General features: G+C 34.0%; 31 protein-coding genes. 20 read left to right on the top strand and 11 right to left on the bottom strand.

Annotated features, from left to right (window positions below):
- Positions 1-78: 78 nt before the first annotated feature.
- On the top strand, positions 79-864 hold the full coding sequence (locus DFQ05_RS04225; RefSeq protein ID WP_132704164.1) for a tRNA pseudouridine synthase A: 786 nt from the start codon (positions 79-81) through the stop codon (positions 862-864).
- A 26-nt stretch (positions 865-890) separates the two neighbouring features.
- Here DFQ05_RS04225 and DFQ05_RS04220 read toward each other — a convergent pair whose 3' ends face one another.
- Both DFQ05_RS04220 and DFQ05_RS04215 read right to left on the bottom strand, forming a co-directional pair.
- Entirely contained in the window at positions 891-1,328 is a 438-nt protein-coding gene (locus DFQ05_RS04220) for a hypothetical protein (protein WP_132703876.1), read from the bottom strand.
- A 111-nt stretch (positions 1,329-1,439) separates the two neighbouring features.
- The gene (locus DFQ05_RS04215; protein ID WP_132703874.1) at positions 1,440-1,661 is read right to left on the bottom strand and encodes a hypothetical protein; all 222 of its coding nucleotides are present in this window, start codon (positions 1,659-1,661) and stop codon (positions 1,440-1,442) included.
- Positions 1,662-1,906: 245 nt separating this feature from the next.
- Between DFQ05_RS04215 and DFQ05_RS04210 the strand changes: the two genes are divergently transcribed.
- From DFQ05_RS04210 to DFQ05_RS04190, 6 genes are all read left to right on the top strand, one after another.
- Positions 1,907-2,404 carry a Dps family protein gene (locus tag DFQ05_RS04210; protein WP_132703872.1) on the top strand — a complete coding sequence of 166 codons (498 nt, stop codon included), beginning with the start codon at positions 1,907-1,909 and terminating at the stop codon, positions 2,402-2,404.
- A 53-nt stretch (positions 2,405-2,457) separates the two neighbouring features.
- Positions 2,458-3,360, top strand: coding sequence for a mechanosensitive ion channel family protein (locus DFQ05_RS04205; protein WP_132703870.1), 903 nt, complete (start codon positions 2,458-2,460; stop codon positions 3,358-3,360).
- 61 nt (positions 3,361-3,421) lie between these two features.
- Positions 3,422-3,583, top strand: a complete 162-nt coding sequence (locus tag DFQ05_RS04200) for a DUF1328 domain-containing protein (protein ID WP_132703868.1) — start codon at positions 3,422-3,424, stop codon at positions 3,581-3,583.
- A 23-nt stretch (positions 3,584-3,606) separates the two neighbouring features.
- Entirely contained in the window at positions 3,607-3,774 is a 168-nt protein-coding gene (locus DFQ05_RS13655; RefSeq protein WP_199221956.1) for a hypothetical protein, read from the top strand.
- 38 nt (positions 3,775-3,812) lie between these two features.
- Positions 3,813-4,352, top strand: a complete 540-nt coding sequence (locus DFQ05_RS04195; RefSeq protein WP_132703866.1) for a hypothetical protein — start codon at positions 3,813-3,815, stop codon at positions 4,350-4,352.
- A gap of 71 nt (positions 4,353-4,423) precedes the next feature.
- Complete coding sequence (locus DFQ05_RS04190) at positions 4,424-5,101, top strand: DUF2461 domain-containing protein (RefSeq protein ID WP_132703864.1); 678 nt, start codon at positions 4,424-4,426, stop codon at positions 5,099-5,101.
- On the opposite strand, the gene DFQ05_RS04185 is transcribed toward DFQ05_RS04190, so the two are convergent.
- The gene (locus DFQ05_RS04185) at positions 5,098-5,514 is read right to left on the bottom strand and encodes a glyoxalase (RefSeq protein WP_132703862.1); all 417 of its coding nucleotides are present in this window, start codon (positions 5,512-5,514) and stop codon (positions 5,098-5,100) included. The genes DFQ05_RS04190 and DFQ05_RS04185 overlap by 4 nt on opposite strands.
- 152 nt (positions 5,515-5,666) lie before the next feature.
- Between DFQ05_RS04185 and DFQ05_RS04180 the strand changes: the two genes are divergently transcribed.
- Positions 5,667-6,563, top strand: a complete 897-nt coding sequence (locus tag DFQ05_RS04180) for a DUF72 domain-containing protein (RefSeq protein WP_132703860.1) — start codon at positions 5,667-5,669, stop codon at positions 6,561-6,563.
- Between the two features lie 34 nt (positions 6,564-6,597).
- A complete protein-coding gene (locus tag DFQ05_RS04175) occupies positions 6,598-6,990 on the top strand; it encodes an acyl-CoA thioesterase (protein WP_132703858.1) in 393 nt (130 codons plus the stop codon).
- Here DFQ05_RS04175 and DFQ05_RS04170 read toward each other — a convergent pair whose 3' ends face one another.
- Positions 6,991-8,223: a mechanosensitive ion channel family protein gene (locus tag DFQ05_RS04170; RefSeq protein WP_132703856.1), complete on the bottom strand. Its 1,233-nt coding sequence runs from the start codon at positions 8,221-8,223 to the stop codon at positions 6,991-6,993.
- Between the two features lie 3 nt (positions 8,224-8,226).
- The gene (locus tag DFQ05_RS04165) at positions 8,227-8,511 is read right to left on the bottom strand and encodes a DUF3817 domain-containing protein (protein WP_132703854.1); all 285 of its coding nucleotides are present in this window, start codon (positions 8,509-8,511) and stop codon (positions 8,227-8,229) included.
- A 144-nt stretch (positions 8,512-8,655) separates the two neighbouring features.
- Between DFQ05_RS04165 and DFQ05_RS04160 the strand changes: the two genes are divergently transcribed.
- The 4 genes from DFQ05_RS04160 to DFQ05_RS13740 all read left to right on the top strand — a co-directional run bounded on the left by DFQ05_RS04160 (position 8,656) and on the right by DFQ05_RS13740 (position 13,451).
- Positions 8,656-11,142, top strand: a complete 2,487-nt coding sequence (locus DFQ05_RS04160) for a zinc-dependent metalloprotease (protein WP_132703852.1) — start codon at positions 8,656-8,658, stop codon at positions 11,140-11,142.
- An 8-nt stretch (positions 11,143-11,150) separates the two neighbouring features.
- Complete coding sequence (locus DFQ05_RS04155; RefSeq protein WP_132703850.1) at positions 11,151-12,431, top strand: FAD-dependent oxidoreductase; 1,281 nt, start codon at positions 11,151-11,153, stop codon at positions 12,429-12,431.
- Between the two features lie 15 nt (positions 12,432-12,446).
- Complete coding sequence (locus tag DFQ05_RS04150) at positions 12,447-12,881, top strand: DUF2452 domain-containing protein (RefSeq protein ID WP_132703848.1); 435 nt, start codon at positions 12,447-12,449, stop codon at positions 12,879-12,881.
- A gap of 87 nt (positions 12,882-12,968) precedes the next feature.
- Complete coding sequence (locus DFQ05_RS13740) at positions 12,969-13,451, top strand: cold-shock protein (RefSeq protein WP_132703846.1); 483 nt, start codon at positions 12,969-12,971, stop codon at positions 13,449-13,451.
- 47 nt (positions 13,452-13,498) lie between these two features.
- On the opposite strand, the gene DFQ05_RS04140 is transcribed toward DFQ05_RS13740, so the two are convergent.
- Entirely contained in the window at positions 13,499-15,802 is a 2,304-nt protein-coding gene (locus tag DFQ05_RS04140; protein WP_132703844.1) for a DNA topoisomerase 3, read from the bottom strand.
- 315 nt (positions 15,803-16,117) lie between these two features.
- On the opposite strand from DFQ05_RS04140, the gene DFQ05_RS04135 reads away from it, so the two are divergent.
- From DFQ05_RS04135 to DFQ05_RS04105, 7 genes are all read left to right on the top strand, one after another.
- Entirely contained in the window at positions 16,118-16,618 is a 501-nt protein-coding gene (locus tag DFQ05_RS04135; RefSeq protein WP_132703842.1) for a hypothetical protein, read from the top strand.
- A gap of 92 nt (positions 16,619-16,710) precedes the next feature.
- Complete coding sequence (locus tag DFQ05_RS04130; protein ID WP_132703840.1) at positions 16,711-17,145, top strand: hypothetical protein; 435 nt, start codon at positions 16,711-16,713, stop codon at positions 17,143-17,145.
- 6 nt (positions 17,146-17,151) lie between these two features.
- A complete protein-coding gene (locus DFQ05_RS04125) occupies positions 17,152-18,960 on the top strand; it encodes an adenylate/guanylate cyclase domain-containing protein (RefSeq protein WP_132703838.1) in 1,809 nt (602 codons plus the stop codon).
- 11 nt (positions 18,961-18,971) lie between these two features.
- Positions 18,972-19,481, top strand: coding sequence for a Pycsar system effector family protein (locus DFQ05_RS04120; RefSeq protein WP_132703836.1), 510 nt, complete (start codon positions 18,972-18,974; stop codon positions 19,479-19,481).
- A 159-nt stretch (positions 19,482-19,640) separates the two neighbouring features.
- Positions 19,641-20,237 (top strand): fasciclin domain-containing protein, encoded by a 597-nt coding sequence (locus tag DFQ05_RS04115; protein ID WP_132703834.1) that lies wholly within the window; start codon positions 19,641-19,643, stop codon positions 20,235-20,237.
- A 50-nt stretch (positions 20,238-20,287) separates the two neighbouring features.
- Positions 20,288-20,662, top strand: a complete 375-nt coding sequence (locus tag DFQ05_RS04110; RefSeq protein WP_132703832.1) for a hypothetical protein — start codon at positions 20,288-20,290, stop codon at positions 20,660-20,662.
- A 67-nt stretch (positions 20,663-20,729) separates the two neighbouring features.
- Complete coding sequence (locus tag DFQ05_RS04105) at positions 20,730-21,800, top strand: alkene reductase (RefSeq protein WP_132703830.1); 1,071 nt, start codon at positions 20,730-20,732, stop codon at positions 21,798-21,800.
- Positions 21,801-21,882: 82 nt separating this feature from the next.
- On the opposite strand, the gene DFQ05_RS04100 is transcribed toward DFQ05_RS04105, so the two are convergent.
- The 5 genes from DFQ05_RS04100 to DFQ05_RS04075 form a co-directional block, all read right to left on the bottom strand.
- Entirely contained in the window at positions 21,883-22,152 is a 270-nt protein-coding gene (locus tag DFQ05_RS04100) for a hypothetical protein (RefSeq protein WP_132703828.1), read from the bottom strand.
- A 597-nt stretch (positions 22,153-22,749) separates the two neighbouring features.
- A complete protein-coding gene (locus tag DFQ05_RS04090; RefSeq protein ID WP_132703826.1) occupies positions 22,750-24,054 on the bottom strand; it encodes a PA3715 family protein in 1,305 nt (434 codons plus the stop codon).
- Positions 24,055-24,522: 468 nt separating this feature from the next.
- Entirely contained in the window at positions 24,523-24,909 is a 387-nt protein-coding gene (locus DFQ05_RS04085; protein ID WP_132703824.1) for a hypothetical protein, read from the bottom strand.
- A gap of 21 nt (positions 24,910-24,930) precedes the next feature.
- Positions 24,931-25,149 carry a hypothetical protein gene (locus DFQ05_RS04080; protein WP_073086783.1) on the bottom strand — a complete coding sequence of 73 codons (219 nt, stop codon included), beginning with the start codon at positions 25,147-25,149 and terminating at the stop codon, positions 24,931-24,933.
- A 39-nt stretch (positions 25,150-25,188) separates the two neighbouring features.
- Positions 25,189-25,968, bottom strand: coding sequence for a T9SS type A sorting domain-containing protein (locus tag DFQ05_RS04075; RefSeq protein WP_158281891.1), 780 nt, complete (start codon positions 25,966-25,968; stop codon positions 25,189-25,191).
- Positions 25,969-25,979 lie beyond the last annotated feature (11 nt).

The following is a 25,979-nucleotide window of genomic DNA, read 5'->3' as shown; positions in this document are numbered from 1 at the left end:
ATTTTAGTTAGTTAATTACTTCAAGTTAAAAAAAATTTGAAGAACTTAGGTTAAAAAAGTAATTTCGGCAACCTTATGATGTTCGAAAAACGATACTATTATCTTATAAAATTCCAATATTTAGGATACCGATTTCACGGTTGGCAAAAGCAACCTAATGTAAAGACCATCCATTTAATGATAGACCGTACGCTTAAATATATTTTAGGTGAGCAAAGGTTTAAGACGCTTGGAGCAGGTCGCACAGATGCAATGGTATCGGCAAATGAAGCAGCTTTAGAACTATTTCTATATGACGAGCCAATAGAAGATTTTGTGGCATTTCTCAACCTTTTCAATCAAAATTTACCACAAGACATACGAGCGTTATCTATTAAAGAAGTTGATAAATCATTTAATGTTATTCAAGATTCAAAAATCAAAGAATACCATTATCTGTTTTCAGAAGGTCAAAAAAATCATCCATTTTGTGCCCCAATTTTAACGACTATTTTAGAGCCTTTAAACGTTGATATTATGAAAAAAGGCGCAAAGTTATTCGAGGGTACACATAATTTTAAGTCTTATTGCTACAAAGCTACTGCCACGGGCGAATTTGAAAGGACTATTGAAAGCTGTGAAATAGTAACTAATACCGACTACGTGGCTAATTTTTTTCCAGAGACATCTTATGTTCTAAAAGTCAGAGGAAAAGGTTTTATGCGCAACCAAATTCGACTAATGTTCGGTGCATTAATAAAACTTGGTCGTGGTGAGTTTACCTTAGATGATATCAAAAAAACATTATCGACAGATACTACGACGCCTATGGATTATATAGCTCCAGCATCTGGCCTAATTCTGCATGCTATAGACTTTGATTAAAGTTATAGATATTTCTATCCAAATGACTATTGCTTAAACCAAGAGCGTTGACTTACATTTGAAGCAATGTAGTACAATAAAAATGCAATAACTGGTATAATAAAGTACCTTACATTTTCTGCTAAAGAAAATAGCTCATACATTTTACCAATAAACACATTGTAGATGTATTGAACGACAATAGCAAAAAACGAAACTAGAAATAGTTTCTTAGTCCATTCTTTTCTTAAAATTAAACCAAAAACTCCAAAAACTCCAGAAATCACAGCTACACCAAAAGCAACAATAGCCCAAGTAGGCATTTTATCTACAACCATTAACTGTTCTGGTGAGTACATTGCTCTATAACTAGAGGTGTTAAAAGTTTGTGCAAAAAAATAGTACACGCCAAGCGCATACCAAATAAAAGCCAATATTGACACTATCCAATACCATACTGGCGCTTTAGTTTTAGAAAATACCATAATAATTGATTGTTAGAGAAGCAGAAAATATCTACTATTAATTACAATCAGCAAGTTATAAAGGATGCCAACTAAAAAGTATGATAAATGTCAGCCGAAAGCTAAAAAGTGTTATTTCACGACGTGTAATATAGGTTCTTTCTCTACAAACTTACCGTTTACAGATTCTCCTAATATTAAAACTTCTTTAGAACGCTCGTACATTTTTATGGCACGTTGCATTTGCATTTCGGTACTATTGTAAAGTTTTACTCCAGACCTAGAGCCTTTGTTTCTTATTTCAATGTAAAAACCATCTTTAAGTTTGGTTGGCTTTGTTGCGGGTCTACCCATAATTGGAAAATAGAATTTAAAAATTTCTGCATTATACTGAAAATTCTTTCATTTCACAAATTAATTTTGAATTATTCTAAATTATTTGATGATTTGGCTCATAATATTTCAAAAAATGGCTGTTTTAAAGTGTTAAATATGCTTAAAATCTAATTTAAACCTGTTAAACCCCGTTAAATGACTTGACTTTAGGCCTGTTTAGGTTATATTAAAAAGAGTTAAACAAATAAATTAAAACAATAGTTATGAACTACTTAAACATTGAAGACGAAAAGTTACATGCAACTGTTGTAGAATTAAACATTTTACTAGCAGACTACCACATTTATTATCAAAATCTAAGAAATTTCCATTGGAATATCTTAGGCGAAAACTTCTTTGAATTACACAATAAATTTGAAGAACTATATTCAGATGCACGTTTAAAGATTGACGAAATTGCAGAACGTATCTTAACCTTAAGGTATCATCCAATAAGTAACTTAAAAGATTATTTAAGAATAGCTACCATCAAAGAAGCCGTGTCAGATATTACGGATAAGGAAATGGTATCAACTATTTTAGATAATCATGCGATTTTACTTACACAAATGAGTAAAGTAGTAAAAGAGGCAGAAAAAATTAATGACGAGGGAACAATAGATTTAATAGGTGCCTACATTAGAGAGCTAGAAAAGAATAGTTGGATGCTAGATGCATTTAATCAAAATACAAATGCACAATTAAAGAAAAGTGAATTCTAAAGGTAAGTTCTAGAATCAAAAAACCTTTAATAATTCAAACACTTTTCTAAACCATGAAAGAACAATTTAACTCAGCATTCTCCAACTTAGTAGATAAATTACTAAGTTGGTTTAATACCTTAATTCAATATTTACCAAATTTTATTTTAGCGATAATAGTTTTAACTGTATCGTATTTCACCGCTAGATACATTAGTTCTCTTGTAGAGAAATTAGTGTCTAAACGTGTAAAGCAAAAAAGTATCAGCAAAACCATTTCACGAATTTCTGCCGTAGTGGTTGTTGTAGCGGGATTATTTATTTCATTAGGAATTCTTAATCTCAGCCAGACTTTAGAATCTCTATTAGCTGGTGCTGGAGTTGCTGGTTTGGCTATTGGTTTAGCTTTGCAAGGTACTCTAGCCAATACTATTGCAGGAATTGTTCTTTCATTTAGAAAAAAAATTCAGATAGGGAACTGGGTTGAAACAACTGGATATGCTGGTGAAGTGATTGATATTAATCTAAAGGATTTCACTTTAAAAGAAGCAGATAATAACATTGTTGTTATACCTAACAAAACCATTTTAGAGAATCCATTAAAGAATTACTCTTTAACAACTAAAATGCGAGTCTCTCTCGAATGTGGTGTAGGCTATAGTTCCGATTTAGAAGAAGTAAAACGTCTGACTAAAGAAGTGATTAAAAATTCTTTTAGTCATATAGAATCAACAGATGATGTGGAGTTTTACTTTACAGAATTTGGTTCATCTTCTATCAACTATTTATGCAGATTCTGGGTAGATTCAGAAAGTGCTTTAGAGAAACTTAGAGCAAAAACTACTGCAATTATAGAAATAAAAAAGGCTTATGACAAAGCAGGGATAAATATTCCTTTCCCAATTCGTACACTTCAATTCGATAACAAATTGAATGTTAAATCGACACAATTAGAGAACTCTTTTTCTAATAATTAAACCTACGCACAATCATTCCTAAACGTTAGGAATGTAATTAACTAACTTAAAACACTTTATTATGTTACGATGGATGATAATATTTATAATTATAGCATTAATTGCTGGAGTATTAGGCTTTGGCGGAATTGCAGGAGCTTCTGCAGGCCTAGCAAAAATATGCTTTTACGTTTTTTTAATCTTATTTCTAATTTCTCTAATTAGACGATTGGCAAAAAAATAAAACACTACGAAAAAAATTTTATCATGAAAAAATTAACATACCTATTTATAGCATTAGTCTCCATGAGCTTACTTACATCCAGTTGCCGAGAACAAAAAACAACTGAAGAAAAGGTTGAAGACGCTGTAGATGAAGCAGGAGATGCTATAGAAGACACAGCGGAAGATATAGAAGATGCTGTGGACGGATAATATTAAATAAATACTAACCTTAAATATTTGTAAAATTTATGAAACTTAAAATAATAATTTTAGCACTTTTAACCTTTATCGGTGTAAGTGCACAAGATAATCCAAAAGATAAATTAGTTGAAACGGAAACAAGAATCATCAATGTCATGAAAGATGGTGAAATGGTTGAAAAAAAAATCATGGTAAAAACCGTCGAGACACAAGATGTTAAGACAGACCCAGCTTACAAAGGAACAATTGATGCGCCGAGGGTATTTCCTAAGGCCGAAGTTGAAAAAATAATTTATATCGATAGCGATAATGACCCATTTTACGATAGCAAATCCAAAATTGCATATTATAAGAAAGACAATAAGTATTATAACTTTAAAATAAATACCTATGGTTTTGATATTTTAAATTCTGAAACTGATGCTATCGAAGGAAAAGCTAGATTTACCAACAATTCAGATGTTTATCTGATGAGTATGAATGGTTATAATGGCATAGGGTATTTTGAAGATGATAGCTTTGTTATCGAATTTTATGATGACAACGGCGTATTAATTATCGAAAATTTTGAAAGTAGAAAGAACTAATTCTAAATATATTCAAGCATTAAAGTCAATCATTCTGATTGACTTTTTTTATTTTTAATCAAAATTGAAAAATGGACACATCAATACCTAAAGACTTATTTACGTTCTTTAAAAAATTACAAAAGAATAATAACAGAGAATGGTTTAATGAGAATAAATCAGAGTTTAAAACTCTGGAGTCAAAAGTCAAAAAAATATACAATCATTTAGGTGAATTAATGAACGTCCACGACCAAATCGATAAGGTAAAAGTCTTTAGAATATATAGAGATGTACGTTTTTCTAAAAACAAACTGCCTTATAAAACGCATTTTGGTGGTTCTTTCCATCGTAAAAAACCAGAGCTTAGAGGCGGCTATTATTTACACATTCAACCAAATAACGAGTCTTTTATTGCTATCGGGTTTTGGGAGCCAAATAAAGACGATTTAATGCGAATACGTAAAGAATTTGAACTAGACGACAATGAAATTAGAGACATTCTTTCTGATAAAAAGTTTAAATCAGTTTGGGGAGATTTTGTAGGAGAGGAGCTTAAAACCGCACCAAGAGGTTTCGATAAAAATCACAAAGCCATTGATTTAATCCGGAAAAAGCAATACATATTTATCAAGAAGTATAGAGACTCAGAGGTTTTCGCGGATAATTTTATCGAAGACGTGAACACTTCTTTTAAATCAGCAAGACCTTATTTAGATTATATGAGCGATGTATTAACTACTAATCTTAATGGTGAGTCGTTACTTTAAACCGCTTTTAAATAATCAGGCTTTTCAAAAACTTGGACACTATCCAACAAACGTTCTTTTACAATATTCATCATACGTTTATTAAGTGCTGAAGAATTCTGAATGTAAATCGCATATTCTTCGACCGTAAATTGGCCAATAATCATTCCTTTTAAAGAATTTCGAAATTTCATGTCTTTATGAATAGCATTTTCAATATAGGCCAACTGCTTCGTTAAACTCAAATCGTAAAATACATTCTTTCGTTTTGTAATGTAGTTTCTAAAAACTTCTATAAGTAAATCGTGTTGAAACTTAATAATTGGTCGCAAAGTGCTATTCTGAAAAGCTTCATCACTAGACATATTATCAAAAATTTTAGCAGAAGAAATTGTCGGACGACCATTAAGTAGGTGTTTAGAGCGGGTTTCCATAAGAATTGGATTGAATTAATATGGAATTAAATTTAAATATTAAGCAGTCTAAAAATAGGGCTATGATAATATCTTGTCAACGGTCTTATTAACAAAAGCTAATTTTAGGACTTAAGCGTATTAGTAGTTATCTTTATATAAATTTTCTAAATATGAAATTTGGAGGCGTCGATAATCCAGAATTAATTGATTTTACATTACAAAAAGACCACCCGGATACAGTAAGAGTATTGAAAGAAAATGCCTCTGAAGAATTTAATGTCTTTGTAGGTTGTGCTAAATGGAATAGGGCAGATTTAAAAGGGTTTTATCCTCGAGGCACAAAAGACGAGCTTGAATATTATTCCAAACAATTTAATTCTATTGAATTAAATGCCACATTCTATCGCATATTTCCACCAGAACAATTTGAAAAATGGTACGAAAAAACACCTGATAATTTTAAGTTTTTCCCGAAACTAAATCAAGAAATTAGTCATTGGAAAAGATTAAATGAAGATGTGGGTCCAGTAGTTGAAAATTATCTTTATAGCGCCGTTAACTTAAAAGAAAAGCTAGGATGTGTATTTCTTCAAATGCATAACAACTTTGCGCCTAAAGATTTTAATCGTGTTGTTGACTTCGTAGAATCTTGGCCAAAAGAAATTCCTTTAGCCGTAGAATTCAGGCATACGGATTGGTATAACGACACATCTGTTTCCAAAGCGTTATATCAGCTTTTAGAGGCTAATAATATTTCAAATATTATCGTAGATTCGGCTGGGCGTAGAGATATTATGCATATGCGTTTAACTAATTCTAGAGCGTTTATTCGATATGTCGGCGCTAACCATCAAAGCGATTATGATAGACTAGACGATTGGATTAAACGCTTGCAGACTTGGAAGGAAGCTGGAATCGATGAGATTAACTTTTTTGTTCATCAGAATATCGAGAAAGAGTCTCCTTTACTTTCAGCTTATTTTATAGAACAACTAAACAAAAATCTTGGTACTAATTTGCATATTCCTAAGATGAAAGATGACTTAAGTACAGATACATTGTTTTAATTAGTAACCACTCGACTTATCACTAAACACATTTATGAAATTTAATACAAGAAAATGGGTAAAACCCGAAGATTTAAACCCTAATGGCACCTTATTTGGCGGGCAATTGTTAGCATGGATTGACGAGGAAGCCGCACTTTACACAATTATTCAACTTGAAAATCCTAAAATAGTTACCAAATATATGTCCGAAATTAATTTCATGGCCTCAGCTAAAAAAGGAGATATCGTAGAAATAGGAATGGAAGTTATAAAATTTGGACGCACGTCCATAACAATGAAATGCGAAGCCAGAAATAAAATGACACGCGAAACTATTTTGACTGTTGATAATATGATTATGGTTAATCTAGGACCTGATGGCAAGCCAAAGCCACACGGAAAAACAGAAATAGAGTATGTGAAAGATAGACTTAAAAACGATTAATTAGTCGTTGCGTATAGGTAAACCTAATTCGTAAACCTCCAAGTCAAAGAATTTAACAGCCGCTAATACGTGGTCAAAAATATCACCCATAATGTATTCGTAGTTTTGCCAACGTTGGTCACTACTAAACGCGTAAATTTCTAGGGGAATACCTTGAGTTGTTTGCTCTAATTGTCTCACCATGAGCGTCATATCTTTATTAATTGCCGAATGGTTTTCAATATACGTTTGAAGGTATTTTCTAAAAATTCCAAAATTTGTCAAATTACGACCGTTAATTAATACTGATTTATCTGCGCCTATGGCTTCATTATGCTTTAAAATCTCTTTGGAGCGCGTATTTAAGTAATCCGAGATTAATTCAATTTTCTTAAAGCGTTCAATCTCGTTGTCTGTTAAAAATTTTATTGTAGAAGCTTTAATAATTACGGAGCGTTTTATTCGTCGTCCACCAGAGTTAGACATGCCTCGCCAATTCTTAAAAGAGTCAGATATTAGCCCGTAAGTTGGTATGGTCGTAATGGTCTTATCCCAGTTCTGGACTTTTACTGTTGCTAAGGTTATTTCTATAACATCACCGTCGGCGCCGTATTTATCAAATGTAATCCAATCGCCTATACGCACCATATCGTTTACCGTAACCTGTATGCTTGCAACAAAACCTAAAATGGTATCTCTAAATACCAAAATAATTATTGCTGAAGCCGTACCGATACCAGCAAAAAATTCCCAAAACGAAATTCCTGTGATTATTGCAAAAATTGCAAATATGGCAAGTACCCACATAAAAATCATAAAGACCTGTATGTAGCTATAAATCGGCTTGTCTTTGTATTGCGGTAATGTTTTTAAATAATCTCTAATCGAATGTAATAAGCTTCTTAGAATTCTTAATGTAAGAAGTATGGCAACAACTTTCAATGTCTTCTCGATAATCACTTCAACCAAATCAAAATCCGAAAAGACTTGCGGTACAAAGTCAATTAAAATAATAAGCGGAATAATATGAGCGACATTTCGGGGTAGTTTGTTGGCAATAAGTATGTCGTCGAAATTGGTTTTCGTCCTTTTGGCAATTCCTGAAGAAATTCGCCATAATACGCGTTTAGTTATAAAATCTATAACAAATGCTAAGATTAGCAAAGCCAAAAGTAGCGCCAACATATTCAAATATTTGGCAACATTTTCAGAAATGCCATTTTCTAATAATAGGTCATAGATATAGTGTCGCATAATTTAAGCTTGATAAGACTTTAAATAATTTCTTTCAACATAAAATGTTCCAAATGGAATTACAGATGCAAGTAAAACAAAGAAAAATGTTTTCTTGTCCCATTTAAAATCTGGTTTCAACCATACGGCCAAAACAATATATGCCACAAATAATAAGCCATGTGGCATCCCCAATAACTTTACATATTGCGGGTCATTATTTAAGTACTTTACAGGTACTGCTATAAATAAAAGTAGCAGGTAGGATAAGCCTTCTAAAAAAGCTGTAAGTCTAAAAATGGTTAGCATAAAAATAGCTTCAAAATTTGTTGCAAAAATACGCTCTTACAAAAGAATATACTTGGATTTTAACAGCTTTTAAGAATTCAATTAAAACTAAAAACGGATTATTTATCTTTACATTTTTTAAAACTTAACTATAACTAATTTCTAATGATTTTCTTAAAAAAACCACTAGTTCTAATCGCCGTTATTTTAGCTTCTTTAACAACGTTTAATTCCGAAGCGCAATCCAAACGTAAACGTAAAAAAGACGAAAAAACAGAACAATCAGCGCCAAAACCTGCATCAAAAAAGAAGGGCAAAATAAAAGAATACAGTAAAGTTATTACAAAAGACGCTGTAACTGACGACGGTTTGTTTAAGGTACATTCTATCGATGATAAATATTATTTCGAAATACCTAATAATTTCCTTGAGACTGATATGCTGTTGGTTAGCCGATTTGCAAAACTACCATCCGGTTTAGGTGGTGGCTACGTTAACGCAGGAACTAAAACCAATACACGCTTAATACAATGGAAGCGCTTTAAAGATAAAATTCTAATAAAAGAAAAGTCATACAGTGCCGTTGCCGAAGATAGCCTTCCTATAAATATTTCGGTTCAAAATAATAATTACGAGCCTACGATATATGCCTTTGATATTGAAGCAATATCTCCAGACTCCAGTGCAGTGGTCGTTGATGTAACTTCCTTTTATGGAAGTGACGTTAAAGCACTAAGCGGACTTTCGGCAGGTTTTAGAAAGCAATACAAAGTCAGAAACCTTGACAAAAGCAGAAGCTTCGTTAACTCGGTTAAAAGTTTTCCTAAAAATATAGAAGTTATTCAGGATTTTACATATAACGCCGCAGAGCCACCGTCTGGTTATGGTACAGAGACTATTAGTATTCAGATGAATCAGTCGATGATTTTGCTACCAGAAGATAAAATGCAGCCACGTTATTTTGATGAGCGTGTGGGTTGGTTTACTTTAAGTCAATACGATTACGGTAGCGAAAAACTAAAAGCAGACCGAAAAACTTACATTCGTCGTTGGCGTTTAGTTCCAAAAGATATCGAGGCTTATAAAAGGGGAGAACTTGTGGAGCCAGTAAAGCCTATTGTGTACTACTTAGACCCAGCTACACCAGAAAAATTTCGCTCTTATATGAAAGAAGGTGTAGAGCTGTGGCAAAAGGCATTTGAAGCAGCAGGTTTTAAAAATGCCATTATTGCAAAAGATCCGCCAACTAAAGAAGAAGACCCTGATTTTAGTCCAGAAGATATTCGCTATTCGGTAATTAGATATGTAGCAAGTACTACACGAAATGCTACTGGTCCAAGTGTATCTGACCCGAGAACTGGTGAAATTATTGAAAGCGATATTATTTGGTATCACAATCATCTGCGTTCTTACAGAAATCGTTATTTATTAGAAACTGGAGCAGCAAATCCTTCTGCAAGAACACTAGATACACCAGATGAAGAAATAGGCGAAATGATGAAAATGGTGATTGCTCACGAAGTTGGACATACGCTTGGTTTGCCTCATAACATGGCGGCAAGTTATGCCTATGACGTAGAAAACTATCGTGATGGCGCTTTTACACAAAAAAATGGTATAGCAGCAACCATAATGGACTATGCGCGCTATAACTACATAGCACAACCTGGTGACCAAAATATTAGATTTATTAGACAGCTTGGACCCTATGACGACTATGCCATTAATTTTGGATACCGCTATTATCCTAATGCTAAATCAGCAGACGATGAGAAAAAGGCTTTAGACCAACTTGTGTCTTCTAAAGCTGGTGATCCAAAATATATGTTTGGTAGTCAAGGTAGCCGTTTCGACCCAAGGTCACAGACAGAAGATATTGGAAACAACAGCATGAAAGCAAGTACTTACGGCCTAAAAAATCTTAAAATCGTAGCGGCTAATTTGCCGGCATGGACAAGCAACCAAACCAATGATTACGATGACTTAGCTGAGCTCTATGGCGAAATGCTAGGTGTTTGGAATCGTTATGTTGGCCATGTTACAACGCATATTGGTGGCGTTTACGAGGATACTAAAAATCCATCGCAAAATGGAGATGTTTATAGTATGGTGCCAAAGCTACAACAGAAGGACGCTATGCAATGGCTTCATAAGAATGCTTTTGCAAGTCCTACCTGGTTAGTAGATAAAAATATTCTTAATAAAATAGATTACGCGGGCTATACTGAACGTTTAAGAGGATTGCAAGTAAGACAGCTTAATCGCATATTAAATTTTGAAACGATTGGTCGTCTTATTGACTTTAGTGCATTAGACTCTAGCAATTATTCTGCTTTAGAGATGCTTAGAGATTTGCGTAAAGGACTGTGGTCAGAAATTAATTCAGGTCAAAACGTTTCTGTTTACAGAAGAAATTTACAACGTGCGTACATTGACCAAATGAATTATTTAATGACAGAAGACATGAACAGAGCACGTTCTAGGAAATATTACAATGTCAATCAATCCGATGTAAGAGCATTGGTTAGAGGTGAGCTCAACGTATTAAAACAACGCTTAAGAACGGCTTCAAATAGTGCTGTAAATCCTGAAACTAAATATCACTACAGAGATGCTCTAGAACGCGTAAATGCTATTTTAGACCCAAAATAAGCTAGCTAATGAATAGGGAAGACTATAAAATACATATTGTTGGTGCTGGTATTAGTGGTTTAATAGCTGCTAAAACATTGGAGAAAAATGGTTATCATCCTACTGTAATCGAAGCTACTAACAATGTTGGTGGACGCGTAAAAACAGATATCGTAGAAGATTATCAATTAGATCATGGTTTTCAAGTATTGCTTAATGCGTATCCTAAAGCCAAGGAGCATTTAGATTTTGAAACCTTAGAATTGCAAGAGTTTTTACCAGGAAGCATTATTTTTTCTAATGGCAAAACACAAACCATCGGTGACCCACTAAGAAATTTAAGTTTTTTATTTCCAACAGTCTTTTCTTCAATTGGTAGTTTCAACGATAAGATTAAAACATTAAGGCTTAATCAAAAGTTGAAGAAAAAGTCAATTCAAGAGATTTTCAGTAGTCCAGAAACATCGAGCTTAGACTATTTAAAAGAGAAAGGATTTTCTGGTAAGGTCATCGATGCCTTTTTTAAGCCATTTTTTTCAGGAATATTTTTAGAATCTGACTTGAAGACGTCTAGCCGAATGTTGGAGTTTGTTTACAAGATGTTTGGTGACGGCCTTGCGGTCTTACCAAAAGGCGGCATTGGTAAAATTGCAGAACAGTTAAAATCACAACTAGAGAAAACGGATTTTATTTTTAATAAAGAGGTGGTAGAAGTAGGTGATAGGTCGATTACGTTATCAGATGGTACACTTATCGATACACACTTTACTATAATAACCTCTGGTGCTAATCAATTAATTGGCAATCTTAATAATCAAGATATAGCCTGGAAATCGTGTTATAATTTATATTTCGAGGTTGATAAAAGGACTATAGATAAACCCATTATTGGTTTAGTTGCTGATAAAGACGCGCTTATAAATAATCTATTTTTTCATAATAGCCTTGCAACAGCAACCAAAGGAGATAAAGAACTGTTATCTGTAACAGTAGTAAAAGACACTACGTTAAATAAAAAGCAATTAATTCAGCGCGTAACAGAAGAATTGCTTACAAAATGTGGTATTGTAATCGATAGACATTTAAAAACCTACCATATTACCAAAGCATTACCAGATATTAATGGGCTTCAAAATGATATTTCTCCAACAGAAACCCAGCTTAAACCAACAATATTTTTAGCGGGTGATTATTTGTTAAATGGTTCGTTAAACGCAGCAATGATTTCTGGAGAACGTGCAGCACAAGGCGTAATTATGAGCTTAGAAGACGGAATTGTTGTAGACCATATTGCTTCCGAATACGTGTAGAATAAAAAAGAAAAGATGATGAAAGACAAAAAACCAGATATGGTTGTTTATGACGAGGAAAAAGAGCAATACAACGCTGCTTTTTTGCCATATGCTACAAGTTTTAGTGCACCGCAAATAAAAGCACCTAATAATGGAAGTTGGAAAAACTCCCAAATCTATAAAGCTAATAAACATTTAAAAGCCAAATACGAAGCATTAAAAGCCGAATACGAGGAGTTGATGAAGGTTTTAGAGTATAACGAGCTTATTACAAGCTCAAAGTTTTCTTTTGAGCCATTAATTGGTGAAATTTACCATCTCTACAATAATAAAAATAGTGAACCCTTTTTATCTATCATTAATCCAGACACTTGTAGTTTCGAATACTTAGGAAGCTTCAGATTAACATCCGATTATTTGTGGGAAAAGATAGAGAATAAGTCAGATTCTCTTTCCTTAAACGATTAATTTTTAAAGATATTTCTGTTTTTAAGCCTTTTACTGCTTTTATAGGCCTATCTTTAGGCGAATTCAAAAAAACAGTAAAAATAGTACATGGGTAGATCGCAACAAACCTTTAGTAAAAGTGAAAAAGAAAAAAAACGTTTAAAAAAGCGCGAAGACAAGCGTAAAAAAATGGAAGCACGTAAAGCAGAGAAGGAGGCCAATGGAGGAGCAGATGGCATTCCAATCGCTTATGTGGATTATAATGGTAATTTAACAGACACGCCTCCAGACCCTGATAAAAAAATAGAAATAGAAGCCGAGAATATCGAGGTGAGTATTCCAAAAACACTACCGGGAGAAAAGGAAGAGTTTGACCCTATCAGGAAAGGAAAAGTCAATTATTTTGACTCATCTAAAGGTTTTGGTTTTATTATCGATGAAGAAAATAACGAGAAGTACTTTGTACACGTAAGTGGTTTAATAGATGAAATCGCGGAGAACGACAAAGTAGAGTTCGAACTCGAAAAAGGTCAACGCGGCATGAATGCCGTTAGAGTAAAACGTGTTCAGTCCTCTAAAATAAACTCATAAAAAAAAGCCATTATCGACGATAGTGGCTTTTTTGTTTACGAACAAACTTATTCTTTCAGTATTTTATATACCAATTCTTTTGTAAGGGTTTTACCATTAGCTTTTTGGCGTAACAAATCATAAGAAAATCTAAAACCACATCCTAATTTATAGTCAGAACAGCCATAAGCTGTTTTTCCCTTAATAATAGTACCCTTTTTACATTTAGGACATGCATTTTCTGGCATTTCAGTTTTAAGATTTGTACCTTTTTTTGGTTCTAATTTCAACTTAAAAGCATCATCAAATCGCAATAAGCCTTCTGTAGTTATATTGTTGATTTTAAAACCTTTAAGATTAACTGTCGAACCTTTACTTAAAAGTCTAATTAGTTGGTTTTCTGATATCTTTTTATTCTCAAATTTGAATGGTAAAGTGAAATCACAAGACGTTCCGTAGTGACTACAACCAAAAGCTGTTTTTCCTTTTATTAATTGTCCAGATTTACATTTCGGGCAAGCTTTCCCAACAACACCTTTAGACTGTTTAGCTTTTGTTTTCGACGTTTTTGAAGGCTTATTATTTACTGAAGAAATGCGCGTCGTTACTTTCTCTGTCCTTACTTCGTAAACTAAGGCATCTACCATACGCTTCATACTCTTTATAAATGCTGATGCGGAATATTCACCTTTTTCAATGTCTTTAAGCTGTTTTTCCCATGTTCCTGTTAACTCGGCGGACTTTAATAATTCATTCTGAATGGTATCAATGAGTTGAATTCCTGTAACCGTTGGTAGAATCTGTTTCTTATTACGCTTAATATATTTACGCTTAAAAAGGGTTTCAATAATATTGGCGCGGGTTGATGGTCGACCAATACCGTTTTCTTTCATAATATCGCGTAACTCTTCGTCATCTACGTGTTTCCCAGCAGTTTCCATAGCGCGTAGGAGAGAGGCTTCAGTATATTGATTTGGTGGTTTGGTCTGCTTTTCTATAAACGAGGGCTCATGCGGTCCTTTTTCGCCTTTTATAAATGTTGGCAATAATTTATCTTTTGAAGTCACACTGAGCGCAGTCGAAGTGTCTTTCGACTCAAACACCACACGCCAACCTTTAGACAATATTTCCTTTCCTGTAGTTCTAAATTTCACATCTGCTGCCTGTCCTATGACCACAGTATTTGACACTTTACAATCCTCGTAAAACACAGCGATAAAGCGTTTTACAATAGCGTTATAAACTTTAAAATCGGGATGATGCGTGGTGATTTCTATCCCGGTAGGAATAATTGCATGGTGGTCTGTGACCTTTTTATCATTAAAGACTTTTGCAGACTTCTCTATCTTTTTATCGAGTAGAGGTAAGGTTAGCTCTGAATAGTTGGTGAGTTTACTTAAAATACCTTTTACCTTAGGATACACATCGTTTGGTAAAAATGTGGTGTCTACTCTTGGGTAAGAGATGGCTTTTTGTTCGTATAAACGCTGGGCAGCTTTTAACGTTTCATCTGCAGACATTCCAAATTTGGTATTACAATAAACCTGTAAACCCGTTAAGTCAAATAGTTTTGGCGCATATTCTGTGCCTTTCTTTTTGGTAATGGATACAATTTCAAATTGGTCGTCTTTAACTTTATTGGCCAAAACCTCACCATCTTCCATCTTCAAAAAGCGGCCTTCTTCATAATTAAAAAGGGTATCTCTGTAGGTCGTTTGCAATTCCCAGTAGGGCTGAGGGTTAAAGTTTTCAATCTCTTTGTATCTATTAACTAGCATTGCGAGCGTGGGTGTTTGCACGCGCCCAACAGAAAGTACTTGCTTGTAACCACCGTGTTTTACGGTATATAATCTTGTAGCATTAATACCTAACAACCAATCACCAATAGAGCGCGAAAAACCAGCATAATAAAGATTATCGTAATCTTCTGAAGGTTTAAGATTTTCAAAACCTTCCTTTATAGCTTCTGTGGTTAAAGATGAAATCCAAAGACGCTTAACTTCGCCTTTATAATTAGCTTGATTAAGTACCCAGCGTTGTATCAATTCGCCTTCCTGACCAGCATCACCACAATTTATGACGACTTCAGCTTTATCAAATAAACGTTTTACAATATTGAATTGCTTTTTTATACCATCATTATCAGCAACTTTGACTTCAAACCGTTCTGGAAGCATCGGTAGATTATTTAAATCCCAACTTTTCCAATACGGTTTATAATCCGCCGGTTCTTTAAGCGTACATAAGTGTCCAAACGTGTAAGTTACGGCGTAACCATTACCTTCAAAATAACCATCATGTTTGGTGGTAGCACCAAGAACAGCGGCAATTTCGCGAGCAACACTGGGTTTTTCGGCAATACAGACTTTCACTTAACAAGTAATTATTAGGCAAGCAAAGTAAAGAAATTTATCATGTTAGAGTAATATAAATTTTTCTTGGTGGCTTGAAAGAAATTGTAGTTTTCAGGCGCTTTTTTTTACTATGCCACACATATTCAGTGTAATAGATGTTTTTTATTTTAGGATATCAAAAGAATTTTACCTAATTTTAACAATGCCATCTCTATCTTCAACTATCTAGATTTTTGTTATCCCTAATTTACTACCTAACAGAATAACTTAATTGTTCGCTTTTTTATGTAATGTTAATTATATGTGTCTAATGATTTTGATATGCTAAGTTAGATGAAATTAAGTTTATCTAGAGTCCAAGATGAGATTACTGAAAAAGACCTTTCCTATGTTCTAAAAAATCCATGGAAATTTTCGACTTATGAGTGGAAGCTCTATAACATTCACAATGAGAAAACTGCATTTGAGACGTTAATAGAGCAGTTTGAATTATGTCGTAAAGATGGCTTTAGCAAAGTATTTAGAACTCCTGATAATTTCCCCTTACTCATCCTAATGGCTGTTAAAATAAGCGAGACGAAATTACATTGCTATTTGGTGGCAAGTAAGCATATGGAAGAGAATAACCAAGCCTTGAAAGTAACTTTTGAAATGCGTAAGATTTTAGAGGAGCAATCTCGTAATTATAAAGGCTGTACGCTAGTGGTATATTCTCAGTCTAGAGAGACTGAAAAGCAAATGTCTTGGCTACGTTTTATTGGGTTAAAGTATAAGCCCGAAGGCAATGTGGGAGATTCTAAATATTTTGAATATGAAGCACGAGGAAATGTCTGAATAGACAGACTTTAGTATCACCATCAATAAAGAGTAATTTTTAATACATAATCAAATTAATCAATATATTTTTAACTTAAAACACACTAATTATGGGAGGAGGAAAACCAGGTAACACAGTCATTACATTAACGGTTGATACAGACAACATTCAACCAAACGAGCAAAGTATTAAAGACAATGTTGTTTTTACTGACAATCAAAGTGACCCAGCAGAAAATCCAGGACATCCTGAAATATATGTGTCTACAGTAATTAAGGGGTCAACTTGTACATGGCAAGGCGCTTCAAAAAATGGAAGAGATACCATAAACATTACCGTGGTGGCAAAAAAATCTTTAGATGGAGGCGCTGATATTTTGGAGGAAATCACATTGGGAGACCCAATTAATGAACCAAAGGTTATCGCCAAGGTAAAGAACAAAGATATAAAAGGGCCAGAGTCTTATTTCGTCACATTTATAATAAATAAAAATGCGAGTCAGCCTTATACAGTAGATCCGAAATTACAAATGAAGGGTAATTGATACTAAATGAATGTCAGATTTTTTAATAAACTAAAAATTGGCTATATATATTTATTATGTACAGTCAATTTGTTTTCTCAGAATCAAAAAAGAGCAGATAGCCTTAAATTTGTCTATGGTTCAGGAGAATATAATTTGACAGAATTTCGGATATTAAGCAGAATTTCTGAAAGCGAAACTATTCCAGATTCTTCTCTGTATTACGCAAATAGGATTTTAAGTATTGCACCTAATACTTATCCTAAAGATTCTTCTTTACTTGCATTCCACTTGGGATATTTATCAAAAGGTAATGCTTTTCAACGTAAGGGCAAAAACCTTGAGGCTATCGAATCTTTCTTAAATAGCTTGGAATATGCTGAAAAAATGGGACATGAAAGTTCAATGGCCTATTTACAGATTTCAATTGCTGATACTTATGCTATGATGGAGAATAACTCCAACGCTGAACTCTATTATTCTAAAGGAATTGAATTAATGAGGAAGGGAGACACTCATAAAGAAAAAAGAGACTTGGCTTCAGCACTATTAAACAAAGGCGATTGGTTATTTAGTCTGGGTAGGTATGATGAATCGTTAAGCTATTTTAAAGAATCGGACAGTATTTGCGACCAAATCGATTTTCAATTGGGAAAAGCCTATAATCTAGGTAATATTGGATTAGTATATGCTGAACAAAACAAACACGATTTAGCGGAAAAGAATATAAACAAAGCTATTGTCATTTTAGAAGATTTAGAGGACTACTACCCTGTTTCTGTATATCTAACTTATCTCGCTGATATTTATGTTTCAAAGGCAAATATTGATGAAGCCTTTAAATATGCAGAGAAAAGTTTAAACTTAGCTAAAGGGTATGGACTAAAAGAACAGATTAGAGATGCTAATTTAAAATTATCAGAATTACACGAAAATGCTGCAAATCACGAACAGTCACTCGACTATTATAAAAATTTTGTAGTTTATCGTGATAGTATTAGAAATATCGAAGCTGTACAAGGTATAGCCAATGAAATTACTGAACGACAGCAGGCAGAAAATGAGTTGCTTTTGCAAAAACGAAAAACCCAGCGCATCATCCTATTTGCCACATTAGGTGTGTTGATTTTAATTGGTCTCTTAGCTTACGGCCTATTTAGGCGTAATAAATTTGTACAAGCAACCAACAAAATCATAGCGGCAGAGAAGGAGCGCTCAGATCATTTATTACTTAATATTTTGCCAGAAGATACGGCTGAAGAATTAAAAGAAAAGGGTAGAGTTGCAGCCAAAAAATATGATGACGTTACAGTGTTATTTTCAGATTTTAAAGGTTTTACCAGTTATGCCGAAAATTTATCTCCTGAAGAATTAGTGCAAACTGTAGATTACTATTTTACTCATTTCGATAGTATTATTGACAAATACGGTTTAGAGAAAATTAAAACTATTGGAGATGCCTATATGGCCGCAGGTGGTTTAAGTTTTGATAATGTTGACAAAGCCAAGGAGATGGTTTTGGCGGCCAAAGAAATGAAGGATTTTGTAACCCAAGCAAAAACTGATACCCATACATCTGCAACTTTTGATATCCGAATAGGAATTAATACAGGTCCTGTAGTAGCTGGAGTTGTTGGCACCAAAAAATTTGCATACGATATTTGGGGCGATACGGTAAATATTGCGGCTCGGATGGAGAGTAACTCAGAATCTGGGCGCATTAATGTTTCGGAAGACACCTATAACATTATTAAATCGGATTTTGATTGTGAATATCGTGGTGAGCTCGAAGTGAAAAATAGAGGCATAATGAAAATGTATTTTGTAAATTGTTGAAAAATTAACCAATGGCACAACAAGATCCAAACAATTATTGGGAGCAATTAGAGCGTCTGGAAAAACTAATTAGAGCATCAGAGCTTAAAGCTGGTGTGTTATTTTCTTTTCATAGTTTAATATTAGGTCTTTTTGCCGATAGGTTGGATGTTTTTAAAGACGTTTTCATTAATCATCCTTATATGATAATCATTCTTGTTTGTTGGTTATTGTTAGTTGGCATATCTATATTTTATTGTTTTAGATGTTTTAGGCCATCTATGGATTTATCCTACGATAAAAATGTATTCTTCTTTAGAGATGCTGCCAACAAGTTTTCTAGTACTGACGAGTATACAGAGGAACTCATTAAAATTTGTGGTTCAGAGAAACAACTTTATCAAAAACTTGCTGAACAGATTCACGCAGAAAGTAAAATTATAGATAGAAAATTTCTTAATGTAAGACGTTCTATTTTTGCTTTTGCGCTAAGTTTTTTATTTCTAGTGATTATGGGTGTGCTTTGGGGCTTAGCATCGTAAAATCAATTCTTACAATCGTTCTCTAATTTTGGAGTTAGTCCCTTCTAATATGTAAACAACTGTTAAATACGGACATATACCGTTAAGCTTTCTTAAAATATTTGGGTTTTTCCTTTTCATCTGTATATTAAATAGTGAACCATAAAAACACTAACAACTATGAAAAAGATTATTCTTACCCTTTCAGCAGTTCTCGTGCTGATTTCATTTAATTCATGCAAAGACACCAACAAAACACAAGAGCAGACGCCAGTAGCTGTAAAGCCGTTGGATGAACTACAACCCGATACGACGTTTGATGATGTTGTAACTACTTTTGAAGCTTTGGAGCAAGACCCAAATTACAACAGCTTATTAAAACTAGTTAATCAAGCGCGGATGATTGATGCCGTAAAAGGATTGAGCGATGTTACGTTTTTTGCACCAACAAACGCAGCAATTAATCGTTTACCAGAAGGCACTTACGATAATTTAAGACTACCACAAAATCTAGGAAAACTTCAAAATATTCTTAAATATCATATTGTGCAAGGCGAAACGGATGCCGCAACACTAGTCGCTACTTTAAAAGATATGGATACGCCTTACAGATTAAAAACATTAACTGGCGGCTATATATCGTTACGCTTAGTTGAAGGCGTCATCATAATCACAGACGAGCATGGTACTGAGAGTAAAGTGAGTGAGCCAGACATCGAAACCTCTAACGGCGTTATCCATGGTATCGAAAATGTTCTTATTCCAATTACCAAATAGAATATCGTCGACTCATTTAAGACATTAATTATTAATTGAAAAACAGAATTATGAAGAAGATAATATACACCTTAATCTTGTCGCTTTTCGTAGCGCAAGGTTTTGCCCAAGACCCATTATTACAACGAAATAACGAAACATTAGACGAAATAGCCACTAAAATTACAAGAACCTATGACGATAAATTGTCCTTAGAAGGTGAGCAGTTTATGTTATTTCAGAAGAAAGTCGAAGAATTTTTGATTCGAGAAGAGAAAATTCACAATAACTATAGTGGAAAGCAAAAGCTTGATTTAATCAACGAGCTACGTAAGGCTGAAACCATGGAAATGCGAAATGTATTAACGCAAATTCAGTTTGATTTATACAAACGTATTAAACCAGAAATACAGCCGCTTGCTGTAGTGAAAACTGAGAATAACTAATTAGCTTTTCAATTAAAATTATAAACCTAATAACCATAAAAACAACATAAAACAACGAATATAAACTATGAACATATTTGAATCTTACCAATTAGGAGATATCACACTAAATAACCGAATCGTCATGGCACCAATGACCAGATGCCGTGCCATTGATAACATACCAAACGATTTAATGGCAACCTATTACGGACAACGCGCCACAGCAGGACTGATAATTTCAGAAGGGACATCACCATCTGTAAACGGTATAGGCTATGCCAGAATACCTGGTGCATACAGTCCGGCACAAATTGAAGGTTGGAAAACCATTGCCAAAAGCGTGCATGATAATAACGGAATACTGTTTGTACAATTAATGCATTGTGGTCGTGTCAGTGCTTCAGAAAATTTACCTGAAGGTGGAACTGTTGTAGCGCCAAGTGCTGTAAAAGCAGCAGGAGAGATGTACACCGATTCTAAAGGTATGGTGGAGCATGCGATGCCAAAAGCAATATTAACCGAGCAAATAGAAACCACCCAACAAGAATTTGTGGATAGCGCACAAAAGCTAGTTAGAGCAGGCGTGGATGGTGTGGAATTACATGCTGCTAACGGGTATTTATTAGACCAGTTTTTAAACCCAAAATCGAATATGAGAACCGACGATTACGGTGGCAATTTTAAAAACAGAGCACGTTTTGTAATAGAAACAGCCGAAAAAGTAGCATCAGCTATTGGCGCTGGGAAAGTTGGTATTCGTATTTCGCCATACGGCGCGATGAACGATGTAGACCATGATTACGATGATTTAATTGATTTGTACGCGTATTTGGCACAAGAATTACGAAAAATAGGAATTGCATACATCCATATTGCGGACCACAGCGGAACTATGGGCGCACCAGACTTTAAAACCGATATTAAATCGACTATAAAACTGAATTTTAACGGCACAATAATTACTGGAGGCGATGTAAATTCTAAAGACGATGCCCAAAACGTAATTGATGATGGTTACGATTTAGCGTATGTAGGACGTCCATTTATCTCTAATCCAGATTTGGTAGCGAAGTTTAAAAACGATAAAGATTTAAAAGAACCAAATGCCGATTTATTTTATACGCCAGGCGCAGAAGGCTACACCGATTATGAGTAGTTAGTTGTTTAACTATGGTTCGCAAAAGGTCATATTTATTGAAAATATGGCCTTTTGTTGGTTTAAAAGCGAAATTAAAAGCTTACGAGGCGTGTTTATGGCTCTTTACAGAGCGCTTAATTTGTAGTAAATGCGAAACGATAGAAGAGAGCTCAATTCTAAGGAAACGCTGGTCTTTTTTGCTAAAATCCTCAATGTGGTGCTTATAGATAGATTCTAAACCGTCTTTTATGGAAATAAAGAAACTATCGTCTGTAGCATCTAAGGATACAGAACTTTTAAAATTGCTTTCTTGAAGTAACCAATACGATAAACTATTGATTTGCGTGAATAAGGCTAAATTTTTGTCCATAATACATAAGTTTTAAGTCGAGGGCTTATGCAATTTAAAAACAGCCAGATATAACTTTTAAATTTCTAAGTTAAGTGACACAATTTTTCGCTAAGCGTTTGTAATTGGATAAAAGTATCGGTGAATAACATAAATAGCGAAAGAGAAGTATATTGGTATTCTGTGATACTTTATATTTTACATAATATAAATTATAGGACAATTGTATAAATTTGTATATATATAATATCTTTACGATATGGAATGGCTAAACAACTTAAGTAGTGATGATTACATGATAATACTAATGGCGTTTATATTTATAATCATTTATATTTTAAGTTCATGGTATAGAAAATACACCTGGGAAAAACATAGGAAAGCTCGACGTGATTATTATAGGAACGTATATTTAAAATCTGATGCTTGGCAGCGTAAACGCTATGTTGTTTTAAGACGGGATAATTGGAAATGTGTGTATTGTGGCAAACGAGCAACACAAGTACATCATACGCGTTATGCAAAATATAATATTGGTAAAGAACCTATAGAATGGTTAGAATCTGTATGTAAATCATGTCATGATGATTTACACTAAATATTATTTGTTACAAGCAATTATTCACCCTTTTCACTAATCGTACCATCAGCGTTAACAACATAATACGAGGTTTCTTCAACTTTCTCGTCATACCAGGTAGTTCTAGTGATGGTAAGTAAATGGGCTTCGATAAGTGATTCGATTTTAGACCAGCCTTCGGCAATTTCGTCGTAAGACACGACCTTATAATCTATTAAACTGCCATCTAAACGGTAATTAATAAGTAAGGTCTCCATTTCGCTATCACCTTTTTTTACCGTTATTAAAAGCGTGTAGAATGTTTCAGAGATATTTAGTCTGTAGGCAGCAATGGCGTTGTGGCCATAATCACCTTCGGTATAATCTGGATATATCTGGTCGATTTTAAAGGTTTTAGCATCTACCCTTTTGTAATCGTCTGGATCGATAAAACTATCAAAATTTGTGGCTTCTTTTAGTGGCAAACTCTTAAACTCTAAATCCCTAATTTTCATCTGAAAATTAATGCTATCGTTCTCAATAGTTGTTGCTTTTTGGTACGTTTCAGTATACAATTTGCCATCATACTTCAGATAATAATCTTCAACAGAAATGAGTGCTTCTACTGGATTACAGTCGCCATTTTCATCCTCTTGATAAGTGGTTCTAGAATTGGTCTGCTTTACGATAATATCATTAAAACCATTGGTTTTATCATCACTAACCATCAGCTGTTTGTCCATAGTAATATATTCGGCAAAACAGGCATTCACGTTAACTTCGCCACCTCGTTCATATATAGGATAATAATCTAAAATCTTTTGCAGCGTTCTGTCTTTTTTTAAGTATAGGGATAGATGCTTTTCGCTGTAAGGATTTGGTCGTGAGTTGTTTCTATGAGAAATCGTAAGCCCAAAAGCGGTTTCTGTAGCATTAAGTGTGTAAATGGCTTTGTTTAAGGTTATGTCTGTTAACATCACAGCATCAGACACCCAACCGTTAGCAGATGATGGCTGTGTAAAGTAGTTAAATACGCTTTTTGTACTGGTATCGGCAATAATAATATGACTTGTAAAGGCCATATCGTCGTACTCAGAGTTTTCGTTTTCAATTTCCGCTAAAATAATGAGTGTTTCATCTGCATTTAATGGACTCTGTTCCTTGATAATATATTCGTATACCGATTTGTCTGGATTTAGATTCAGCTGAGAAATAATCGCATCGACCATATCAATTTCTGGTCGTTCCTCAGCTGCAGCTTCTACAGCATCATCTTTGGCAACAACAGGAGTTTTAGGACTTGTTTTTTTTTCTTCTTTACAGGTGAAAAAAATCAGCGCAATAATAAGGTAGATGTACTTCAAGATAAATTGTTTTAAACAATATCGGCGACTTTTTCTAAAATATAGTGCACGACCATAACTAGAATACAAATAGATACTATGCTAAAAAGACGCACTCCTACTCGACTTTGCTTGTTTTTAAGTCTTGGTCTAATATAAAGAAAATCAAAACCTAAAAATAACACTGAAATGATAGTGCCAGTTATGGGGAATACATGCATTATCACAATCTTGTTCACAACCGAAATACTTAATGAATTAGAATTGTCATATAAAAGTAAATACATAGATACAAACGCAAGCGTAAAAGCCAGAAGTATCCAAAAACAATACGCAATAAATTGTCTAAATATATCCAACTAACGCTTTTATATTTGTTTATTAATAGCTCTTAATTTCTATGAAAAAGAATCGCATCTAAGTTCCCCCAATTATAAATGCTAGATACGATTCCGTTTTCATATCAAACAATGAGCCTAAACCATTTGGTTATGCCGTAGCCCTTTTTATGGTAGTTTGTAACTCGTCAAAAGCTTTTTTTTGTGAGCCAGCCAAAACCGCTTCTTTAATAACGCCAGTGGCAATTTCTAGAATGTTTCGTCTTGCTTTTACACTTTTACCAAAATAAGCATGCAACACCTTATTTGGGATTATGTAATTAATTTTAATGGTATTGTCGTTAATAAAATAGGCTTTAACGGCATGCATTCCACTTTTTTTAAGCACTAGACATTGTGCCATTTGGCCATTAGCATCGGTTCTTACTTCCCAAGAATCGTAGGTTTTAGAACAGTCATAATTGGCTTCCTTTTTAAGGCGATTATGTAGTTTATCTAATGTGTTATAGTCGTTTTTGACTTCGATTAAGTTTTCCATAGTTGTTGTAATTTAAATATACTATTCGTCCTCTTCTTCTTCCCTACCGAAAAGAAAGAAAAGTGCGCCACCGCCAACGATTAGAAGAATGCGAATTATCCAGCCAGTGGTGTTTCCCCACATGTCAATCCAGGCTAATAAGCGTAGATTATAATTAAAAATCGAAAGAAGAATTGAAATAATTCCCATAGCAGCGAGTAAAAGTCCGCCTTTTCCTAGTTTTGAAGTGATTTGTTCCATTTTTAAAGTTTGATTTTGGTTAGTGTTTAATTGTTATGCTTATCGAATTATGACTTTTTTGGTTACGGTTTCCTTATCAAAATTTAGCTGAATAACATAAATACCGTTTGCTAGAGCTTCGGTAGACATTTTAGCCGAATTACCCGAAGCCACTTTATTCCCAGACATACTGAATATGCTATAATTCTCTAGAATGATTTGATTGGGATATCTTACGAGAAGTTGTTTTGTGCTTGCATCAATTTCTAATCTTACTTCTTCATTAAAGCTGAATACTTGATTATGTAATGAAGACAAAGCCCAACTAATATCATCGATACCCAAATTACCTAAGTCAGAAGACGTAATTACAATTTTGTCAATATCATCAAAACTGGCATTGGATGAAAAAATACTATTTAGCCCATTAGTTGTGAATGTTTGACTGCCAGTCGATACATTGTTTTTAAAACCTTCGATAGATAAATTGTATTCAAAACTAAAACAGCCAAAAACATTGTCGAAGCGTATAGTTCCTAAATCTATTTCGTTTCCTGATACGGTCTCTATGGTCCATGTGGTTGCAGGAAAAGTGCCAGCAGTTACGTGACCTAAACCTGTACTAGTACAGCTATTTTCCTGTGTCACATATCTATGCTGTGTTGTTGAATTTGTGCTTCCAGAAATTGTAAACCGAAATGTCTCGCTATTATTTGTTATGGAATACGGATTTCCTAAATTTTGAGAATTCGTATAACCTTGGTCATCAAAATTGATAATTTGGGCAGTGCTTTCAACAGCACAAAGCGTTACTATTAAAAATGTAATTATTGTTCTCATAGGTTTAGTTG

The organism is Winogradskyella wandonensis, assembly GCF_004346845.1.
In the GTDB taxonomy this organism is placed as follows: domain Bacteria; phylum Bacteroidota; class Bacteroidia; order Flavobacteriales; family Flavobacteriaceae; genus Winogradskyella; species Winogradskyella wandonensis.
Note: the sequence above shows the minus strand (reverse complement) of the source record. Positions and strands in the feature narration are given on the sequence as shown.

Bases quoted from the DNA above. Each gene is read 5' to 3' on its own strand.
- DFQ05_RS04170 (WP_132703856.1), bottom strand. From the start codon at position 8,223: ATGCGACACTATATCTATGACCTATTATTAGAAAATGGCATTTCTGAA.
- DFQ05_RS04135 (WP_132703842.1), top strand. From the start codon at position 16,118: ATGAAATTAAGTTTATCTAGAGTCCAAGATGAGATTACTGAAAAAGAC.
- DFQ05_RS04195 (WP_132703866.1), top strand. From the start codon at position 3,813: ATGAAACTTAAAATAATAATTTTAGCACTTTTAACCTTTATCGGTGTA.
- DFQ05_RS04105 (WP_132703830.1), top strand. From the start codon at position 20,730: ATGAACATATTTGAATCTTACCAATTAGGAGATATCACACTAAATAAC.
- DFQ05_RS04200 (WP_132703868.1), top strand. From the start codon at position 3,422: ATGTTACGATGGATGATAATATTTATAATTATAGCATTAATTGCTGGA.
- DFQ05_RS04155 (WP_132703850.1), top strand. From the start codon at position 11,151: ATGAATAGGGAAGACTATAAAATACATATTGTTGGTGCTGGTATTAGT.
- DFQ05_RS04120 (WP_132703836.1), top strand. From the start codon at position 18,972: ATGGCACAACAAGATCCAAACAATTATTGGGAGCAATTAGAGCGTCTG.
- DFQ05_RS04165 (WP_132703854.1), bottom strand. From the start codon at position 8,511: ATGCTAACCATTTTTAGACTTACAGCTTTTTTAGAAGGCTTATCCTAC.
- DFQ05_RS04160 (WP_132703852.1), top strand. From the start codon at position 8,656: ATGATTTTCTTAAAAAAACCACTAGTTCTAATCGCCGTTATTTTAGCT.
- DFQ05_RS04115 (WP_132703834.1), top strand. From the start codon at position 19,641: ATGAAAAAGATTATTCTTACCCTTTCAGCAGTTCTCGTGCTGATTTCA.
- DFQ05_RS04190 (WP_132703864.1), top strand. From the start codon at position 4,424: ATGGACACATCAATACCTAAAGACTTATTTACGTTCTTTAAAAAATTA.
- DFQ05_RS04215 (WP_132703874.1), bottom strand. From the start codon at position 1,661: ATGGGTAGACCCGCAACAAAGCCAACCAAACTTAAAGATGGTTTTTAC.
- DFQ05_RS04185 (WP_132703862.1), bottom strand. From the start codon at position 5,514: ATGGAAACCCGCTCTAAACACCTACTTAATGGTCGTCCGACAATTTCT.
- DFQ05_RS04205 (WP_132703870.1), top strand. From the start codon at position 2,458: ATGAAAGAACAATTTAACTCAGCATTCTCCAACTTAGTAGATAAATTA.
- DFQ05_RS04125 (WP_132703838.1), top strand. From the start codon at position 17,152: ATGAATGTCAGATTTTTTAATAAACTAAAAATTGGCTATATATATTTA.
- DFQ05_RS13740 (WP_132703846.1), top strand. From the start codon at position 12,969: ATGGGTAGATCGCAACAAACCTTTAGTAAAAGTGAAAAAGAAAAAAAA.
- DFQ05_RS04085 (WP_132703824.1), bottom strand. From the start codon at position 24,909: ATGGAAAACTTAATCGAAGTCAAAAACGACTATAACACATTAGATAAA.
- DFQ05_RS04220 (WP_132703876.1), bottom strand. From the start codon at position 1,328: ATGGTATTTTCTAAAACTAAAGCGCCAGTATGGTATTGGATAGTGTCA.
- DFQ05_RS04225 (WP_132704164.1), top strand. From the start codon at position 79: ATGTTCGAAAAACGATACTATTATCTTATAAAATTCCAATATTTAGGA.
- DFQ05_RS04180 (WP_132703860.1), top strand. From the start codon at position 5,667: ATGAAATTTGGAGGCGTCGATAATCCAGAATTAATTGATTTTACATTA.
- DFQ05_RS04130 (WP_132703840.1), top strand. From the start codon at position 16,711: ATGGGAGGAGGAAAACCAGGTAACACAGTCATTACATTAACGGTTGAT.
- DFQ05_RS04150 (WP_132703848.1), top strand. From the start codon at position 12,447: ATGATGAAAGACAAAAAACCAGATATGGTTGTTTATGACGAGGAAAAA.
- DFQ05_RS04100 (WP_132703828.1), bottom strand. From the start codon at position 22,152: ATGGACAAAAATTTAGCCTTATTCACGCAAATCAATAGTTTATCGTAT.
- DFQ05_RS04080 (WP_073086783.1), bottom strand. From the start codon at position 25,149: ATGGAACAAATCACTTCAAAACTAGGAAAAGGCGGACTTTTACTCGCT.
- DFQ05_RS13655 (WP_199221956.1), top strand. From the start codon at position 3,607: ATGAAAAAATTAACATACCTATTTATAGCATTAGTCTCCATGAGCTTA.
- DFQ05_RS04175 (WP_132703858.1), top strand. From the start codon at position 6,598: ATGAAATTTAATACAAGAAAATGGGTAAAACCCGAAGATTTAAACCCT.
- DFQ05_RS04075 (WP_158281891.1), bottom strand. From the start codon at position 25,968: ATGAGAACAATAATTACATTTTTAATAGTAACGCTTTGTGCTGTTGAA.
- DFQ05_RS04210 (WP_132703872.1), top strand. From the start codon at position 1,907: ATGAACTACTTAAACATTGAAGACGAAAAGTTACATGCAACTGTTGTA.
- DFQ05_RS04110 (WP_132703832.1), top strand. From the start codon at position 20,288: ATGAAGAAGATAATATACACCTTAATCTTGTCGCTTTTCGTAGCGCAA.